Source organism: Streptomyces durocortorensis (assembly GCF_031760065.1).
In the GTDB taxonomy this organism is placed as follows: domain Bacteria; phylum Actinomycetota; class Actinomycetes; order Streptomycetales; family Streptomycetaceae; genus Streptomyces.
This window is the reverse complement of record NZ_CP134500.1, coordinates 7170025-7188553: the sequence shown is the minus strand read 5'-3', so window position 1 is coordinate 7188553 and position 18529 is coordinate 7170025. Positions and strand designations below refer to the sequence as shown.

Genomic DNA, 18529 nt, shown 5'->3' with positions numbered 1-18529 from the left:
CCCGGTGCTGACCTCCGGAATCGACATCCGGCCCAGCACGACGGACAACGTGGGCCTGTTCGCCACCGAGCCCGTCCCAGCCGGCACCGTCGTCTGGCTGCCCTGCGCCAAGTGCCCCACCTGGTCCGCCGACGAACTGGGCGCCGTACCGGCAGAACGCTTCGGCCTCCTCGACAAGTACGGGCACCTCCTGGAGGACGGAAGTCTCCTGCTGCCTTGCATGGGCGCGTTCCTGATGAACCACTCCTGCGCGGCCAACGTCCTGGACACTGGCCTCGACTTCGGCGTGGCGGTCCGCGACATCGCCCCCGGCGAAGAGGTTACCTGCGACTACGCCACGTTCACCGCGGACATCGGCTGGTCCATGGAATGCAACTGCCGCACCTCGGAGTGCCGCGGCACCATCACCACCGAGCAGGGCCACGATCCGGCGCTGCGCGCACGGCTGATGGACCGGATCGACCGGATCCTGCCGCGCGTCGGCGCGGTGGACCAGCCGCTGCACGACGTGGTCTCCGCCGTCAGCCCCGCCTACGCACGTCTGCGCCAGGGCGCCGACAGCGTGGCGGCGGACGGCGGCGGAACCACGGTCTGCGCGCCGTCCTTCATGCCCCGCTGAGGACACCCTCAAAGACCCGCGGCGCTGCCCCTCCCAGCAGCGCCGCGGGATACCTCACCCCCACCACGCCACGCGACTGAACGCATCCGACATCCGGCCGCCGCACCCACCCGATGGACCGAAAGGACCGCCCGTGACGGGGAACATGCTGGTCACCGCCACTCCGCCGACCCCCAACGGGGAGCTCCACCTGGGGCACCTGTCCGGCCCCTACCTCGCCGCAGACGTCTTCGCCCGGCACCAGCGCCGGACGGGTGCCACAGTGGCCCACCTCTCCGGCATCGACGACCACCAGAGCTACACCGAGGCACGCGCCGTCCGCGAAGGCACCACTGCCGCGCACGTGGCCGACCACTACGGCGAGCGCATCGTACGGGCGTGGGCCGACAGCGGAATCCGGCTCGACGTCGTCGGCCGACCGCGCGCCATGCCGCAGCACCGCGAGCTGACCCGGCGGATCTTCGCCGAGCTGTACGAGCGCGGCGACATCGTCGCGCGCACCCGCCCGCTGCCGTACTGCGTGCCCTGCGACCGATGGGCGTACGAGGCGTACGTGTCGGGCGGCTGCCCGTACTGCGGCAGCCAGTCCGGCGGGAACTCCTGTGAGTCGTGCGGCCGGTCGAACGACTGCGCCGACCTGATCGAACCCCGCTGCACGATCTGCGGGACGGAGTGCGAGACCCGCTCCTGCGAGCGCCTGTACATGCCCCTCGAACGGCACCGCAAGGCCCTGGAGGAGTTCTGGGGTGACACCACCATGAACGGCCACCTCACCGCCCTGTGCCGGTCTATCTCGGACGACGGACTGCCCGAGATAGCCGTCACCCACCCCGCAAACTGGGGCATCGAGGCCCCGGTCGAAAGCTTCACCGACCAGCGGATCTACGTCTGGTTCGAGATGGCGGCCGGCTACCTGGCCGACGCCGACGAACTCGGGGACTGGCGCGCGTGGTGGACGGGCGACGCGCAGGTGGTGCAGTTCTTCGGCTATGACAATGGCTTCTTCCACGCCGTGCTGTTCCCCGCGATCTTCTCGGCGTGGGACCCGGCGATCACCCTGCCCAAGGCGCTGGTGTCCAACGAGTTCTACCGCCTCGACGGTTTGAAGTTCTCCACCAGCCGGCAGCACGCGATCTGGCTCCTGGATGCCCTGGACCGGACGCCCGCCGACCACCTGCGGCTCTTCCTGTGCTGGGACCGGCCCGCCGCCGCCCAGACCAGCTTCGCCCAGGAGGCGTTCGACTCCTTCCTCCACGGCGACCTGCTGCCGCGCTGGCACGACTGGCTGAAGGACCTGGCCCACCGGGCCCGGAACGCGGACACCGCCGCGGCGGACCCCGCGCCCGAGCCGGCCGCGGCGGAACGTCTGCGCACCCGCACCCGGCGACTGCTGGAGCTCGTCGGGGAGGCGTACTCGTTGCCGGGGTTCGCGCCGCGCTCCGCGATCGCGCTGCTCGACCTGCTGGTCCGTGAGGCGGCGGAGGCAGGCCAGGACGGCGACCACCTCGCCGCCGTGCCCGGGCTCGCCGACGCCCACGCCCGGGGCGTCTCGGCCCAGCTGTCGGCGGCCGCGGCCCTGGCCGTGGGGCTCTGCCCGGTCGCGCCGGCCATGGCACAGCAGCTGTGGGTCGCCCTGCAACTGCCGGGCGACGTCGCCGACGTGCCCTGGAACCGGGCCCTCGACGGGATCGGGGTGCCCGCCGGGACCGGTGACCTGAGCACCGCCTGTGCTCTGTTCGCACCGCGCTGACGGTGCTCACGACGTACGAACCGACAGGGGGCCGCATGGAAGACGTGGAACAGTACGACCTCGTGGGGATCGGGACCGGCCCCACGAACCTGAGCCTGGCCGCACTGGCCGAGCCGGTACCGAACTTCTCAGCCCGGTTCCTCGACGCCAGACCGGAGTTCCGCTGGCATCCGGGGATGATGGTGCCGGACGCCGAACTCCAGGTGTCCTACCTGAAGGACCTGGTGACGACCGTCGATCCGACGAGTCGCTTCTCCTTCCTCAACTACCTCGCCGAGAACGGGCGCCTGTTCCGGTCGTTGATCGCCAACCGCGACCGCTGCACGCGGCAGGAGTTCGAGCAGTACTACCGCTGGGTCGCCCGACAGCTGCCCAGCCTGCGGTGGAACCGGCCGGTGGACGAGGTCCGGCTGCGCCGGAACCGGCTCGAAGCGGTGTCCGGCCGCACCCGGTACTCCACCGGCTCGCTGGTCCTGGGCACCGGACGCACCCCCGCACTGCCCGGCTTTGCCGAACCGTTGCAGGGACCCACGGTGCTGCACGGCGCCGACCTCCTCCACGTGGCTCCGAAGGTGCGCAACAAGGACGTCCTCGTCGTCGGAGGGGGGCAAAGCGGCGCGGAGGTCGTCAACCACTTCCTCGGGCCGGACACGGCACTGCCCGCACGGCTCACCTGGATCTCCAGCCGGGCCGGGTTCCAGCCCCTGGACGACTCGCCGTTCACCAACGAATGGTTCGCACCGGACTACGTGGACCACTTCCACCGGCTGCCCGCCGAGCGCCGGGCGGAGCTGCTGCGCCGTCAGCGGCTGGCCAGTGACGGCATCACCGAGTCCCTCCTCGAAGCCATCTACCGGCGCCTCTACCAGCTGGACTTCCTGGCCGGCGCACCCGTGCAGCATCGGCTGCTGACCGGCCGGCGGGTCGTCGGGCTGGAGCGCGACGGGGACCGGCTCGTGGCGGCCGTGCACGACCAGGACCTCGACCGCGAGGAGGTCCACACCGCCGACGTGGTCGTCTTCTGCACGGGCTACCGCAGCGCCCTGCCCGCCTGCATGGACCCGCTCGCGGACCGCCTGCTCAACGCGCGCGGCGAGCTGGAGGTCAACCGGGACTACTCGCTGGAGTGGGACGGCCCGGCCGGCCTGCGCCTCTACGTCCAGAACATGTCCGAGCCCACCCACGGCGTGGCCGACCCCAACCTCAGCCTCGCTGCATGGCGCAGCGCACAGATCCTCAACGCGGTCACGGGCCGCAAGGTGTACCGCGTCGACCACGAGACGTCCACCACCGCCTGGGCCGGCGGCTTTCCACCGCCCGGTGCCGCATCGTCCGAACCGTTGCCGACCGTGAGGAGCAGCTGATGTCCGACCCCGTGAAGGTGGCCTTCGGCCCCGCCGAGAGCATGCCCGGGATGCTCGTGGAATACATGTCCCTCGGCCCGGGCGGGTCGGAGGCGCCTCTGCCGTTCCAGGGCTCCCGGTTCCGTGTGCCGCCCGGCGAGACCAGCGAGCCGGAGGAGCACGCCGTCGCCGAGCTCTGGCTGGTCCGGTCCGGTACGGGGACGGTCCTGTCCGCGGGCAGCCGCACCGGCATCGGCCCCGGGGACGCCCTTTACTACCCGCCCTGGGTGCCGCACCAGGTCACCAGCACCGGCGCTGAACCGCTCGAGGTCTTCAGCCTCTGGTGGACCCCGCAGCCGCAGTGACGGCCGGCCCGTGTCGCCGTCCGAGAAAGGAGCATGCCGCGTGATTCCCACAGCGGTTCAGCCGTACACCTATCGCAGGAAGGAGCTGACGGAACCGGACTGGAGGCGTTTCCCGGGCTGGCGCGACACCACCCGCGCCGACTGGGAGTCACCGCAGTGGCAGCGCCTGAACTGCGTGCGCAACGCGAAGCAGTTGCGGGCCGTGCTGGGCGACCTCGTCGACGATTCCTTCTACGCCGACCTGGAGCGCGACCGGGCCGAGCGGGCCACCATGTCCGTCCTGCTGCCGCCCCAGATGCTGAACACGATGGCGAGCGGGGTGACGGTCGCGGGGGCCGGCAGCTTGACCGACGCCTTCTACGCGGACCCGGTACGCCGCTACATGCTGCCCGTCTTCTCCGACCGGCGCGCCGACTGGCCGTCGCACCCGCGGGCCTCACGGGACGCCCTGCACGAGCAGGAGATGTGGGCGGTGGAGGGCCTGACCCACCGCTACCCCACGAAGGTCCTCGCCGAGATCGTCGCGACGTGCCCGCAGTACTGCGGCCACTGCACCCGCATGGACCTGGTCGGCCAGTCCACCCCGGTGGTGAGCAAGACCCGGTTCGCCGCGAAGCCGCAGGACCGCCTGGCCGCCATGGTCGACTACCTGCGGAGGCATCCCCAGGTGCGGGATGTCGTCGTCTCCGGCGGGGACGTGGCCAACGTCCCGTGGCCCCGGCTGGAGGCCTTCGTGTCGGAGCTGCTGGACATCGACAGCATCCGGGACATCCGTCTGGCCTCCAAGGCGCTCGTCACCCTGCCCCAGCACTGGCTGTCAGGAGAGGTCCTCACCGGCATGGAACGCCTGGCGAAGGTCGCCCGCGACCGGGACGTCCAGATCGCCGTGCACACCCATGCCAACTCCGCCGCGTCGGTCACCCCGCTGGCCGCCCGTGCCGCCCGGGCGGTCCTGGAGACCGGCATCCGCGACGTACGCAACCAGGGCGTCCTGATGCACGGCGTCAACGACACCCCCGAGCAGCTGCTCGACCTCTGCTTCAGCCTGCTCGACGGCGCGGGCATCGTGCCGTACTACTTCTACCTCTGCGACATGATCCCGTTCAGCGAGCACTGGCGGATACCGCTGTCCCGGGCCCAGGCGCTGCAAGACGACATCATGGGCTACCTCCCCGGGTTCGCCACGCCCAGGCTCGTGTGCGACGTGCCCTACGTCGGCAAGCGGTGGGTGCACCAGGTCGCCGAGTACGACCGGACGCTCGGCATCTCGTACTGGACGAAGAACTACCGCCTCCCCGGCGAAGCCCAGGAAGCGCAGGCACTCACCCGCCGGCACGAGTACCTCGACCCGGTCCACACCCTGCCGCAGGAAGGCCTCGACTGGTGGCGCGCGGCCGTCGACGAAGGCCGAACATGGAACTGACGAGACACCACGACCTGTGCATCGCCGTACTCGATGCCGCCGACGTGGCGAGCGGCGCGGCGCTCGGACACACCGGCGACGCCGACCTCCTGCGCATCGTCGACCCCACCCCGGAGCAGTACGCCGAGCTGACCCCCCACGGGTTCCTCTTCAAGCCGCAGTGGCTGTTCTGGACCCGTCCCGTGTACCCCACCCTCGACGCGTACGTGGACACCCTCCAGCCGCGGATGCGCAAGTCCACCCGGCACGCGATACGCCAGACCGAGTCCGGCCACCGGCTGGAGGTGGAGGAGTCGATCGACCCCGCCCGGCTGGACACCTGGTTCGCGCTGTACGAGCGCCACATCGCCTCCTTGCCCCGGGGAACCCTGTACGCCTCCGAGGACCTGGAGTGGTTCCGGACCCACCCCGAGCAGGTCGTCGGCATCTACTTGTACAACGGCGACCGCATGGTCGCCGGACTGCTCTGCATGAAGGTGCCCCGGCACAACATGCTGCGCATGACCTACTACGCCTGCGACCCGGACCATCCCGACCACGGCACGACCCGCTTCATGTACGTCCAGGTCGGAGTGGTCGCGGCCGAGCTCGGCTACGAGGTCCTGTCGGCCGGCGCCGACCCGAACTTCTACGGCCATGACGTCGCCACCGGCCTGTACCTGCTCAAGCGGCGCCTGGGGTTCCGGGCGGACCCGCTGTGGCACTACGAGACTGACGACCCGCCCGTGCTGGAGAAGGTCCTGTCCCTGGACCGGTGCGAGGACCCGTCCTTCTGCGTGGGCTACGGGGACTACGACGTCCAGCGGGCCCCGCTCACCGGGTACGTCATGTCCCGCACCCCGGGCCCCGCAACGGAACCCTTCCACGCGCCCATGCTCGCTTCCGTGGTGCCGCACCACCTTTCCGATCGATGAGGGGGCAACCGACCGTGCCCGGACTGCTGATCCTGGACTGGGACCCGCACTACCGCTCCTACGTCCTGGAGTCGTGCCTCGTCCTCGGCATCGAGGCACACCTGGTCATGCGCGAAGCGCCAGCCGCACTCCCCTCCGGGGCCGAACGGGTCCACGTTCTGCCGGGCCTGTACGACGACCCATTGCAGTGGGTCGGTGAACTCGCGGAGTACGTACGCCTCCACGGGCTCTCGGGCGTCTTCACGCATGAGGACGAGCTCGTCGAGCTGAGCGCCGCCCTGAGCGAGGAGCTCGGCTTCCCCGGCGCCTCTCTGCCGGCGGTACGCCTGTGCATGGACAAGTCCGCCACCCGCGACCGGTTCGCCGCGGCAGCGGTCCCGGGGCCCCGCTACCGCGTGGCCTCCTCGCTCGAAGAGGCGAGGCAGGCGCTCGACGAGCTGACCCTTCCGGTTGTGCTGAAGCCCGTGGCCGCATCGGGCGGCCAGGGGGTGACCCGCCTGACGGACGCGAGCGCCCTTCCCCAGGCCTGGGATTGGGCCGTCGAACCGTACGGGTACCTGCCGGCCGTCTACCACCGGGTCATCATCGAGGAGTTCCTCGAAGGACCCCTGGTGAGCGTCGAAGCTGCGGTCGTCGACGGCGAGGTGCACGTCATCACCGCCACGGACGGGCTCCAGACCATCGAGCCGGTCGGCCCGACCCAGTCGCGGTTCGTCTACGACGCCCTGCTCGTCCCGACCCGGCTGCCCGCCGAGGACTACGAGGCGATGGCCCACTGGACCCGCGAGGCCGTACGGGCCCTGGGCATCCGCACCGGCATCGTCCACACCGAGTTCAAGCGGACCCCGCATGGAGTGCGCATCGTGGAGGTCAACCCCCGGCTGCCCGGCGTCTACATCCCCGAACTGGTCCACCGGGCCCTAGGCATCGACCTCGCCGGCGCGGCCCTGCAACTGGCCTTGGGCCGAAACCCCGACCTGACCGAGAAGCACCACGGAGCCGCATGCGCACGGCTCCTGCTGGCTCGCACGTCCGGACAGGTGCACGCAGTGGAGGGCGCCGACGAGGCGGCCGCCGCACCACACGTCGTGAGGGCGTGCCTCTTCGTGGCACCCGGCGACGTGGTCGCGCCGCCCCACGAGGGGAACATCGAAGTACGGCTCGGCTACGTGCTCACCGAGCACACCGATCCGCACGGCGCGCTGCGGGCGGCCGACGAGGCACTCGCCCAGATGACCGTGCGGACAGAGGGTCCCGAGACCGTACAGGCGGCCCCGTAGATGCCCGCCCGCGAAGGCGGGGGAGCGGACACGCGGAGGGATACCGATGCCCTGCTCCGGCACGTGGAGGCCGAGCGGAGCCGGCACGGGATACCGGGCCTTGCCCTGGCCGTCGTGGACGGGACGGGCGTGCTGCACGCGCAGGGCTTCGGCCGCACCGACGCGCAGGACGAAGCGGAGGACGTCTCGGCCGCGACCCTGTTCCGGCTCGGCTCCGTCACCAAGCCGTTGACGGCGACTGCGGTGCTCCGGCTGCACGACCGCGGGGTGATGGACCTCGACCGGCCCGTCGTCGACGTCCTTCCCGCACTTGCGGACTGCGGCTACCCGGCGGTCGAGCGGATCACTACGCGCATGCTCCTGGGCCACACGGCCGGACTCCCGCACGACTTCTTCCCCACCGGCGGCGGTGACCCGGCCGACCTGCCCGGCGTGGTGCTCCGGCTGCTGCGGACGTACGGGCCGGTGGCCCCGCCGGGCACCGCGTACTCGTACAGCAATCCGGGCTACGACCTGGCCGGAGCCGTGGCGGCAACCGCGGCGGGGACGCCCTTCCCGCAGCTCGTCGACGAACTGGTGCTGCGCCCGCTCGACATGGCGTCGACGACGTTCGATCCGGCCGTGGCCATGACGCGCCCGCTCGCCCTCGGCCACCGGTACGGCGCCGACGGGACCCCCGTCGTGGAGCGGCAGGTCGCCGACAATGTCGCGCACTACCCGTCCGGGTTCGCCCTCTCCAACGCCCTCGACATGGGCCGCTTCGTGGCGGCACACCTGGGCGCCGCCACCGGACGTCCGGACCGGCTGCTCACCGAGGAGTCGCAGCGGCTGATGCGCACCGCGCACGCCCGCCTCTTCCTCCCGGACGACACCGAGAGCACCCTCGGCCTCCACCGGTGGCGGTGGCAGGGACACCCGGTCCTCGGCCATGTGGGCGACATCTGCGGGTACGGGGCATGGCTGGCCATGCTTCCCGACCGCCGTACCGGAGCCGTGCTGCTGGCCAACGCGAGACCGCCCGGCTTCGACGGGATGTCCCTGGTGCACCGGCTCCTGGCGGCGTACACCCCCGGTCCTGCCCGGCCGGCTCCCGACCCCGCCGCCCGGTCGGGCGACCGAGAGCAGCGGGCCAACGCGTACCCCCGCGGCGGTGCCGGCGTGTTCGTCGGCCAGGCCACGGGCCTGGTACGCCTCGCCGAGGAGGCGGGCCGCCTGACCGCGGAGATCAACGGGCGGCGCCTCAGGCTCCGCCCCGCGGGGAACGGCCGCTTCGAGGGCGGCGGAGCCGGCGACGGACCCCTCGTATCGCTGGGCTTCCCCGGAACGGGGCCGGACCGCGCAGCCCACGTGATGGTCGACGGGGAACTGTGCGAGCGGTTCGACGAGAGCCTGCTCGCCACACCGGACCCGGCCGACCTCGCACGCTACGCCGGCACGTACGCCCGCCTCGACGAGGTCACGGTCTTCGTCCGGGACGGGCAGCTGTACCTGTACTCCCAGGAGGACCTGCGTGAGTTCAGGTGCCTGCCGCTGACACGCACGATGTTCGCCTTCGAAGGAGGAGTGATCGATTTCATGGTCGACGAAACAGGTGAGGCCCGTGCCATCCGGGCCCGCAACGCCGTCACCCTCCACAGGTCCGACGCCCGGCCGTGCGCCGACGCGACTGCGGGAGCCGGCCGGTGACCGCCTCACTCACGGCCCCGGGCGACGTACGCGCGACGCGGCCCGGCGCTCCGCAGCCCGCTGCGTTCCGACTCGACACCGCGAGCCTCCACGCCTCCGTGACCGACCCCGCCCTCACCTCCATGACGCTCCTCAACGACATCGCCGGGCGATATCCGCGGGCCGTCTCCTTCGCGGCCGGCCGCCCCTACGAGGGCTTCTACGACACCGGCTCGCTGCCCCGCCAGCTGCGCGCCTTCGAGGAACACCTGGAGAAGGAGGCGGGCCTCGGCCCGGACGACGTCCGCCGCACCTTCTTCCAGTACGGCCGCACCAAGGGGGTCATCCACGAGCTGATCGCCCGGCACCTGGAGCTCGACGAGGCGCTGACCGCCGACGCCGAGTCCATCGTGGTCACCACGGGCGCCCAGGAGGCGATGGTCCTGGTCCTCCGCGCGCTCCGCCGCGACGCGCAGGACGTCGTCCTCGCCGCCGCACCGGCCTACGTGGGGTTTCTCGGCGCGACGCGGCTGGTCGACATAGGTGTGCGGCCCGTGCGCGAGGGCCCGGGCGGCATCGACCTGGACGACCTGACCGAGCAGATCCGCCGGGCCCGGCAGGAGGGGCTGCGGCCCCGCGCCTGTTATGTCGTACCGGACTTCGCCAACCCGAGCGGCGCCAGTATGTCCCTGGAGGACCGGCAGCGGCTGGTGGACCTCGCTGAACGGGAGGACATCCTGCTCCTGGAGGACAACCCGTACGCGTTCTTCCACGCGGGGACCCCCAGGCTCCCCGCGCTCAAGGCCCTGGACCGGGCACGGCGGGTCGTCTACTTCGGATCGTTCTCCAAGACCGCCTACGCCGGCGCCCGCATCGGCTACGTGGTCGCCGACCAGCCAGTAACCGGGGACGGCTCGGGGGCCGTCCTCTTCGCCGACCAGCTGGCCCGCCTGAAGAGCATGCTGACGCTGAACACGTCCACCGTCGCCCAAGCGGCGATCGGAGGCTTTCTCATCGAGAACGGGTGCAGCATGGAACGCGCCACCCGGCGCGTCGCAGCCGTCTACCGGCGAAACCTGCGGGCCGTGCTCGACGGCATCGAAGAGCGCTTCGGCCGCCGCTCCGGCTTCCGCCCGGCCGGCGCGGTCTCGTGGAACACCCCGAGCGGCGGCATGTTCGTGGTCCTCACCCTCCCCTTCGTCGCGGACGACGCGGCGCTGGAACGCTCCGCAGCGGAGTTCGGCGTGTTGTGGACCCCCATGCATCACTTCTACGGCGGCGCAGCCGGGTTCCACCAGATCCGCCTCTCCTTCAGCGTCCTCACCCCGGAGCAGATCGCCGAAGGCCTCGACCGCCTCGCGTCCTTCGCCGCCACCGGACCCCGGCTCGACCGTCGAACCATGACAGAACGGACCCCGTCATGACCGAACCCACCGAGGCCGGCAGTACGGTTCTCTCCACCGTCCTCACCACGGACCACGGCACTCTCACCTGTGGTGACGCCCTCGACTGCCTGCGCTCCCTGCCCGCCGACAGCGTCCGTCTCATCGTCACCGCCCCCTGGTTCCAGGGCCCTTACGTCATCGACTCGACGGACCCGACCTCCCCTCGGTTCGGGAACTGGCTCGTGACGTTCATGGAGGAGTGCGAGCGTGTCCTCCTCCCCGATGGCAGCGTCGTCCTGGAACTGGGATGTACTTGGGCGGCCGACCGTCCGGTGCGCACCATCCAGCACTACGCGGCACTGTCCCGGCTGGTCGGTGAGCACGGCTGGCACCTGCTCCAGGAGCTGTACTACTACAACCCGCAGCTGATGGGTGCCTGGGACACCTGGGGAGGCCTGGGCGCCTCACGACTCAACGACTGCGTCAGCAACTTCTACTGGCTCTCCCGCACCCCCGACGTACCGGTGGACACCGCCCGCGCCCTCGAGTTCCAGAACACGCTGCTCAACCAGTCCGGAAACCTGCTTGCCCTCGGGGACACCTACGCCGACTACCTCCACCTGCGCCAACGCGCCTCCGAGGGCAAGCCGCCAGAGCCCGAACGTAACCCCGTCTCGGTCCCCCTCTACTTCATCGAACTCCTCACCCGGCCCAGCGACCACGTGGTCGACCCGTTCGGCGGCACGGGCTCCACGGCCATCGCCGCCGAACTGACCCAGCGTCACTGGACCTGCAACGACATCTCCCGGGACGCCGTCGGCATCGCGAAGGACCGCCTCACCCTGCTCAACGGCCACGCCGCGCTCTGACGGGGCACTCGGCTCCGACACCCCCGCCCCGCACCCCCTACGGTCCCTCGCCACATGCCTGTAGGCGCGGGCCGGTCGCCTTCGGATCGTCGAGCTGGTCCGCGCCAAGCTGGGGCAGGACGAGCGGTGCGCGTAGAGGCTGTTCTGGCCGCGCTGCAGGCCCTTCCAGGCAGTTCCGACGATCCCGGCCCACTGCATTCTGCGGCCTCGGTTGATGCCGACTATGTCGTCCAGGCCGATGGGGCGGGGCACCCGTGAGGGTAACGATCACTCGAAGGGTGGGAAAAGATCTCCAAGAGGTCCCGACGCTGCTGGTCACACCCACTGGTGAACGGCCCGGGCGAGCCCCCTCGGCCGCCGCTGACGGAGAAGGAGACCGCCCGGGTGTGGACGCCGTTTCGCAGGGACGAGGATAGCCTCATGGATCCGGTGAGCCGCATCCGGTTCCTCGACGCACCAGGCGGGAACTGCGGGAGCGCCTGCGCGAGCTGGAGGACAGCCGGGCCGCAGCTGCGACCGCACCTCTCCTACCTGGAGCAGTTGGGACGGGAGCCTGGGGGCCAGTGGCTGCTGGTCGTCGCAACCTCCTGGTGACAGACCCACCGCATCGGTTCTCGGCTTTGAGCCGCTGCCCCTCTTCCGCCGAGCACGCCGGGCCGACCGAGGGCGAGGCTTCGGCAGGGTCACGAACTCTGCTCACGAGGCCGCGGTCGAGGCCGCGGTGGGCCGGGCAGACGCTGCCCAGTGCCTCCTGGGGACGGTGCGGGGGCAGGGCGGGAAACAGTCCCAGTCCCAAGCCCACCAGTCGCTATGCATCGCCATGTCCCGCCGCGGTCCGGACACAGGCGCGATGTAAGCCAACCCGTCAGCCCTCCCTCAGAACACAGCTGAACGCACCCGACCCCACGCGGTTGCGGTCCCGCACCACGGCCACGCAGATTCTTTCCGCACCCCAGGGGTGACAAGGGACCACCAGCCGCACGACAGCCCCTGCTCGTACGCCTGCGTGAGGGCGGCCCTCCTGACTCCAAAGGGCCCAGACCCACCCTCACGTGGTCACAGGTCCAGGACCGCCCACACCCGGCGGCCGCCCACCGCCACGTCCGACCCGCACGACACGGCGCCCAAGCGGGTCAGTCGCGGCAGGAGCGCGGCATCCGTGGCCGCTGTGCACGTTCGGTGCGACAGGGCGACGATCAGCGCCCGGCGGTCCTGGTCGGCCAGGTGTACCGAGATGCGGCGGCCGCCGTCCGCGACCGCAGTTCGCACCAGGAGCTCCGTCAGGTCGGTGACGGCCCGGTCGGATTCGCCGTAGCCCCACTCGTTCAACCGGGCCAGTACATCCCTGGAGGCCTTCCTCGGTGCCCATGGGGCCGCCTCCAGAGACCAGTTCGCCGACCTGCGGTTCCGTACCTGCATCTGCGCCGAATCCGTGAGCGACGCCTCCGGGCGCGGGGGCTGCACCGGGCGTTTGGGAGGAGGCGGGGACCTCGGAGGGAAATCCGGAGTGTGCTCGACGGTCATGCGGGCTCCCAGGAATGGCATGGGATGGACATCCAGGGTGGAGTGGCGCGCTCGCAACGGAGTTGATGCGCGGCACACTTGCTGCTGAGACCGCCGCTCCTCCGGTACTTCTCCTGCTCCAGGTCGTTGGAATCGGTATGTACCCCCAGTCCGGCTCGGGTACCCCTGCCCTCCGGGTCCTCCCACCTGACCCGGTGACGTCCACCAGCATTTTGCTGTGCGGAAACGGATCATGACATAGCGTCATGGGTTGGGGTGGGGGGCACGGACACCGACCCCGGGGCCCCGGGCCCCGGGAGCAGCAGCCGACCGGGTCCCCCGGGCCGCTGCGCGCCCGGCCGGGCCTGCCCCCTGCACAGTCAAGGCGCGTATCAGGAACAGCCAGAAAGGCGTCACGGCGTGGAAAACACCGTAACGAGTGAGTTGGACGAGCGACTGCCGGGCCGCAAGTGGACCGTGCGCCTGGACCCGGCCGGCGGGGGCAGTCCCGCCGTGCGCGTCTCGTGCAGCCGACCGGTCTGCGCCACCCAGCAGCTTCCCTCCGCCACCGCGGGCCGTGCGGCTGCCATCGCGCATCTCAAGGCCCACCTGCAAGCCGCACCGGGACCTCGGCCGGAAGCCCACTGCGCCTGCAAAGCCGAGGACTGCCGCCTGCACACCCCGCCTGCCGGGCCCCGACGGGCCGCACCCTGGCGGTGCGGAGGGCCGGTCGTTCTCGCCGTCATCACCGACCGGCAGAGCCGCTGGTGGCAGATCCTGGAGTGCTGTGCGCGCTGCGCGGCCGCCCATCCCGCCGCGAAGGTCGTCGCCACCGCCACGGCCGCCGCTGCACCTGGCCGCACCACCGGCACCCGCACGGGTCCCGGCCGCGCGGCCGACTCGGCTGTGACGGCACCGCGGTTCTCCGACCATTCCCCGCCCCCCGCCGACCTGCCGCACGGTGTTCCCGCTCCGCGCTCCGCACCGCCGCGGCGTCGCCCCCGGTACGGGAAGATCGCGCAGCGGATCGTCCCGCACGATCTGCACCCCGTCGCCCTGCGCGACGAGCTCATCGAGCTGGGCGATCTCTTCCGTGCCTATCAGCAGCGCACCGAACCCGATCTGGCGGTCCTCGCCGACCTCCACTCCCGCAAGGCGAAGGCGTTCACCATCTGGGCGGACGTCACGGGCGACACCCGGCTGCGGCTGGACGCCCAGCGTGCCGAGCAGGCCGCCGAGGCCGCTCTCCTCCAGCACCGGTTCCGCACCGGCCACGGCGGCGACGGTGAGGAGCCGGCGGTGAAGCGGCTGCTGACCGGGACCGCCCAGCAGCATGCCCGAAGCATCCTCGACCACGTGGCCGCGCACTCGCCCCTCCCCGGAGCCCAAGCACGCCTGATGGTGGTGATGCTGACCCTGCGCACGGTACTCACCGGCACCGGCAACCTCGTCGGCCAGGACGTCACGTCCCTGCCCCTGGAGAAGCCGGAAGACCTGATCGCGCAGCTCGTCGACTGCGGTTGGCTGCGGATCCCCGGCACGCCGGAGGATGTACTCGCCTCCCGGCCGGAGTGCCCCACCCAGATCACCATCCCCTCCCTGATGCCCGGCGACGATGGCGAGGGCCTCTTCACGTTCGGCAGGAAGACCCGCCCCAAGATCAGCGGGTGGGCTCAGAAGGTCGTCGGAGACAAGAAGCTCCGTAAACGCAAGACCAGTGCCGAGACCCGTCTGCTCGCGCTGGCGCTGGCCACCCGGACCACCACCGACGGGCAACTCGGGTCCGACGGGCAAGGTCTCGTCCTGGAGGACCTGGCTTCCTGGTGTGCTGTCGCCCCCGATGAACTGGAAGCCTTGGTTGAGCAGTTGACCAATGCGCAATGGCTGACCGACGCCGAAGTCACCGACACCCGTCTCACCGGGCAGCTGGCCGAGCGGGTGCTTCCTCTCAGCTGTCCGCTGGCCCTGCCCCGGAACCCGGCGGAGTAGCCCGCCCGGCCGCCCGTGCTTGATCAGCCCGCTCCGGTATCGGTGACCTTCATGGTTCCCGTACGGGTGGTTCCGCGAGGGTGCGGAGCAGCAGCCAGCTCATGGCGGGCACGGCGATCAAGGGGGTCAGGGCGGTTTGCAGCGAGGTCGCGTCGGCCAGGCGTCCGATCAGCGGGCTGAACAGGCCGCCGATGCTGATGGTCAGGCCTAGGGTGATGCCGCTTGCCGTGCCGACGCGGCTGGGCAGGTAGTCCTGAGCCAGGGTCACTTGGAGCGAGAAGGGGATGTAGAGGGCTGCTGAGGTCAAGGCGACGAACGCGTAGCGCGCGGGGCCCGGTGTGGGGACGAGGCCGGCCACGGCGGCCACGGCCAGCAGCGAGGACCGGCGCACCACGGTGACGCGGTCCCAGCGCTCGGCGAGGTTGCCGCCCAGGACGGTGCCGACAGCGCCACCGAGGTAGAGCACGACCAGGGCCGCGGCGCCTGCCGCCGTGCCTCCGCCCGTGCGCTCACGTACGCAGAACGAGATGAAGGTGCTCAGGCCGATGAAGATGTCGGACCGGCAGACCACCGCCAGGGCCAGCTTCACGAAGGAAGGCAGGTCGTCGGAGACTGCGGGTGCCTCCGTGGCCGTCGTGGAAGAGGGGGAGCTTCCGCGCTCCAGGGCGCGCAGTACGGGCAGGGTGAGCACGCTGCCGACCAGGGCCGGGATCACCAGCAGTGGGGTGAGCTGGAGACCGCCCGCACCGACGACCACGGCCACGAGAACCGGGGCGAAGGCGAAGCCGAGGTTGCCGCCCAGAGAGAACCAGCCCATCGCCGTGTGGCTGCCTCCGGCCGCGAGGCGGGCGACCCTGGCGGACTCGGGATGGTAGGCGGCGACGCCCACCCTCCGACGGCGACGAACAGCAGGGTCAGCGTGTAGGAGCCACTGAGCCCGCTGAGGGCGATTCCCAGGCCTCCGACGACGGTGCTCACCGGCAGGAGCCAGGGCATCGCCCTACGGTCCGTCACCGCTCCGAACAGGGGCTGCGCCACGGAGGACAGCAGCGACGCGCGAGCACGATCCCGGAGGCCGCGGCATAGGTGTAGGCGCGTTCGGCGACGAAGTGGGGGACGAGCGCGGCCACCGCCCCCTGGTAGACATCGACACAGGCATGTCCGACGGACAGCAGGATGATTGATCTGTTCTTCGCCATGGGGTCATCGTCACCGTTCACCGGGTGGCGAACTTCCGATATGAAGACAAGACATGACTGAGATCCGCCATGAGCCGGCAGCGCCGACCCGCACGCAGTGGTTGCTCCCGGGAACGGGCATCGACGCCCACCGCCACGACGACCACCAGATCGTCTACGCCGCACGTGGCGTGGTGGCCGTCACCACCGGTCTCGGCACCTGGGTGGCACCGGCGAACCGGGCCATCTGGATACCGGCAGGTACCGTCCACGCGCACCGTGCCCACGGGTCGCTCGAACTGTGTCTGGTCGGTCTGCCCGTGGCGGACAACCTTCTGGGGCTGGACGCTCCGTCCGTACTGACCGTGGGACCACTGCTGCGGGAGCTGGTCCTCGCCTGTTCCGGCGCTCCCGACGACGGCAGGCCGGAACTTCGGCGCCTACGGTCATACTCCGGGCACCTACCGGCCCCGATGAGCCGGGAATCCTCGGCGCGGGACGGGACGGTCAACGTGTCGGCGCCTTCGAGGCCGATCACAGCGCGCTTCAGCCGTCGAGTGCGGCGGTGATCTGGCGGGTCGTCTGCTCGGCTACGCGGCGGTTGGAAGCGGCGTACGTCGTGTACGCGTTCAGGCCGGTGGCCAGGGCCCAGCCCCGGCCTCGCAGCCAGGTCGCGTCGTCCACGCCCAGTGCCGTACGGAAGACGCCGCGGCTGTCGGCAGACAGCAGGGTGAAGGCGATCATCAGGTCACGGGACGGGTCGCCGACGCCGAGTTCGCCGAAGTCGATGACCGCGCTGAGGCGGCAGTCGGCGGTCAGCAGGTTGCCGGTGTGGAAGTCTCCGTGGTACCAGACCGCCGCGCGGTCCCAGGGCGGGGCGTTCCGTGCCGCGTTCCACAGGTCGGTCATCGCCTCCGCGTCGAACGTGTCCGCCGTCCTGGCGATGGCGGCACGGGTCGCGCGGTCGCGGGCGGCCAGCGGTTCCGCCGTCAGGTCGTCGCGGGCGCCCACGGCCCTGGCCGTTTCGGGCTCGAAGTGCTGGAGGGCGGTGAGGAATTCGGCCAGCCGGACGGCGGTCGGGGTGGATTCGGCCAGTGTGTCCACGCTCGCCACTTCGCCGTCCAGCCAGCGGGTCACCGCCCACGGCCAGGGGTAGCCGAGGGCGGGCACGCCGACCTTCACCGGCACGGGGACGGCGAGCGGCAGGTGCGGCGCGAGTCGGGGCAGCCATTCGGCCTCCTTCCTCGCCTGCCCGATGGCGTCGGGGTGGCGGGGCAGCCGTACGGACAGTTCCTCGCCCAGACGGTAGATCACGTGGTCCGAGCCGGCCGGGTCCAGCAGTGTCAGGGGCAGTTCGCTCCACTGCGGAAACTGCGTGGCGATCAGGCGCCCGACAAGTGCGGCGTCGACAGAAGTCCGGGCGTCGGCCCCGAGCCTGGCATCGCCGTCAAGCCCGGCCGGTCCGGGCCGTACGGCTTGCTCGTTCACTTCTGGGCTCTCCGCCACGACGTGCGTCTCCCCTGGTCGGCCGCCGCTCCCCCGGTGGGAAGTGCGGGGGCTGGATATCGGTGAGGCCGAGTACATCGCCCATGAGGGCTGCGCACCCCAACGGCATTGGCTGGGGGCCCGAGGGGGGCATGTTCGTCGTCGACTGGACAACCAGGGGCGGCTTGCTGCCTTCCTCGAAGCTGCTCCACATTCAAACAGGACCGCTTCTTCAACCACTGCACCAACCCCTCGGGCACCTTCGACGCCGAGCCGGTGACCAAGCCGGTGCTGTGACTGCCGCAGAACGAGATAGCCAACTCCCCCAGCACTCGATTTGTAGTTGAGCGAGGGCCCGGTTCGCCGAACAGATGCTGTTCGGGGGCGTCTCCTACGACGGCATCCAGTGTGCCCACCTGGAGAAGGTCGGCGGCGGTTACGAGGGCGCGGTCTTCCGTCTCGCCCAGGGTCTGGGGGCGGGCGTCAACCGCATCAGCATGGGGCCGGACGGGGCGATCTACGCCGGCGGGGCTCGGTGCGGGCGGCAACTGGGGCCAGGAGGGCAAGCTGACCTACGGGCTCCAGAAGCTCTCCCCCAGCGGCGGCAAGGGCTTCGACATCCTGGCGATGCGGGCGGAAGCCGGGCAGGGTCGAGCTGAGTACACGGAGCCGCCGACCGTCCCTCAGGGGCGGCAGCGTGCGGCCGCCGTCCCTCGCACCGTTGTCGTTCTCGCACAACCGCCACGCCCCGCGTTCGCGGC

General features: G+C 71.0%; 14 protein-coding genes and 3 pseudogenes. 14 read left to right on the top strand and 3 right to left on the bottom strand.

From position 1 onward, the window contains the following. Window positions 1–4: 4 nt before the first annotated feature. From RI138_RS31790 to RI138_RS31740, 11 genes are all read left to right on the top strand, one after another. The gene (locus tag RI138_RS31790; protein ID WP_311122696.1) at window positions 5–619 is read left to right on the top strand and encodes an SET domain-containing protein; all 615 of its coding nucleotides are present in this window, start codon (window positions 5–7) and stop codon (window positions 617–619) included. A 133-nt stretch (window positions 620–752) separates the two neighbouring features. After that, the gene (locus RI138_RS31785; RefSeq protein ID WP_311122695.1) at window positions 753–2369 is read left to right on the top strand and encodes a class I tRNA ligase family protein; all 1617 of its coding nucleotides are present in this window, start codon (window positions 753–755) and stop codon (window positions 2367–2369) included. Between the two features lie 35 nt (window positions 2370–2404). Next, window positions 2405–3733, top strand: coding sequence for a lysine N(6)-hydroxylase/L-ornithine N(5)-oxygenase family protein (locus tag RI138_RS31780; RefSeq protein WP_311122694.1), 1329 nt, complete (start codon window positions 2405–2407; stop codon window positions 3731–3733). Continuing rightward, complete coding sequence (locus tag RI138_RS31775) at window positions 3733–4077, top strand: cupin domain-containing protein (protein ID WP_311122693.1); 345 nt, start codon at window positions 3733–3735, stop codon at window positions 4075–4077. Before RI138_RS31780 ends, RI138_RS31775 begins: the two co-directional genes overlap by 1 nt. A gap of 40 nt (window positions 4078–4117) precedes the next feature. Continuing rightward, on the top strand, window positions 4118–5500 hold the full coding sequence (locus RI138_RS31770) for a KamA family radical SAM protein (RefSeq protein WP_311122692.1): 1383 nt from the start codon (window positions 4118–4120) through the stop codon (window positions 5498–5500). Continuing rightward, window positions 5491–6414, top strand: a complete 924-nt coding sequence (locus RI138_RS31765; protein WP_311122691.1) for a GNAT family N-acetyltransferase — start codon at window positions 5491–5493, stop codon at window positions 6412–6414. Before RI138_RS31770 ends, RI138_RS31765 begins: the two co-directional genes overlap by 10 nt. Continuing rightward, window positions 6411–7694, top strand: coding sequence for an ATP-grasp domain-containing protein (locus RI138_RS31760; RefSeq protein ID WP_311122690.1), 1284 nt, complete (start codon window positions 6411–6413; stop codon window positions 7692–7694). Before RI138_RS31765 ends, RI138_RS31760 begins: the two co-directional genes overlap by 4 nt. Continuing rightward, window positions 7695–9380 carry a serine hydrolase domain-containing protein gene (locus tag RI138_RS31755; RefSeq protein WP_311122689.1) on the top strand — a complete coding sequence of 562 codons (1686 nt, stop codon included), beginning with the start codon at window positions 7695–7697 and terminating at the stop codon, window positions 9378–9380. Next, a complete protein-coding gene (locus RI138_RS31750) occupies window positions 9377–10783 on the top strand; it encodes an aminotransferase-like domain-containing protein (RefSeq protein WP_311122688.1) in 1407 nt (468 codons plus the stop codon). Before RI138_RS31755 ends, RI138_RS31750 begins: the two co-directional genes overlap by 4 nt. After that, window positions 10780–11613, top strand: a complete 834-nt coding sequence (locus tag RI138_RS31745) for a DNA-methyltransferase (protein WP_311122687.1) — start codon at window positions 10780–10782, stop codon at window positions 11611–11613. The genes RI138_RS31750 and RI138_RS31745 overlap by 4 nt, the downstream gene beginning before the upstream one ends. Window positions 11614–12033: 420 nt before the next feature. Next, window positions 12034–12207: a hypothetical protein gene (locus RI138_RS31740; protein ID WP_311122686.1), complete on the top strand. Its 174-nt coding sequence runs from the start codon at window positions 12034–12036 to the stop codon at window positions 12205–12207. Between the two features lie 462 nt (window positions 12208–12669). On the opposite strand, the gene RI138_RS31735 is transcribed toward RI138_RS31740, so the two are convergent. Further along, a complete protein-coding gene (locus RI138_RS31735) occupies window positions 12670–12942 on the bottom strand; it encodes a hypothetical protein (RefSeq protein WP_311122685.1) in 273 nt (90 codons plus the stop codon). A gap of 594 nt (window positions 12943–13536) precedes the next feature. On the opposite strand from RI138_RS31735, the gene RI138_RS31730 reads away from it, so the two are divergent. Further along, the gene (locus RI138_RS31730) at window positions 13537–15105 is read left to right on the top strand and encodes a hypothetical protein (protein WP_311122684.1); all 1569 of its coding nucleotides are present in this window, start codon (window positions 13537–13539) and stop codon (window positions 15103–15105) included. 49 nt (window positions 15106–15154) lie between these two features. Here the strand turns inward: RI138_RS31730 and RI138_RS31725 are convergent. Continuing rightward, window positions 15155–16304, bottom strand: a pseudogene (locus RI138_RS31725) (MFS transporter). A gap of 53 nt (window positions 16305–16357) precedes the next feature. Between RI138_RS31725 and RI138_RS31720 the strand changes: the two are divergent. Next, window positions 16358–16732: pseudogene (locus tag RI138_RS31720) on the top strand (AraC family ligand binding domain-containing protein); the annotation flags it as partial. Window positions 16733–16829: 97 nt separating this feature from the next. Here the strand turns inward: RI138_RS31720 and RI138_RS31715 are convergent. Further along, complete coding sequence (locus tag RI138_RS31715; RefSeq protein ID WP_311123073.1) at window positions 16830–17669, bottom strand: aminoglycoside phosphotransferase family protein; 840 nt, start codon at window positions 17667–17669, stop codon at window positions 16830–16832. Window positions 17670–17887: 218 nt separating this feature from the next. Between RI138_RS31715 and RI138_RS31710 the strand changes: the two are divergent. Then, window positions 17888–18440 (top strand): annotated as a pseudogene (locus RI138_RS31710) (family 16 glycoside hydrolase); the annotation flags it as partial. Window positions 18441–18529 lie beyond the last annotated feature (89 nt).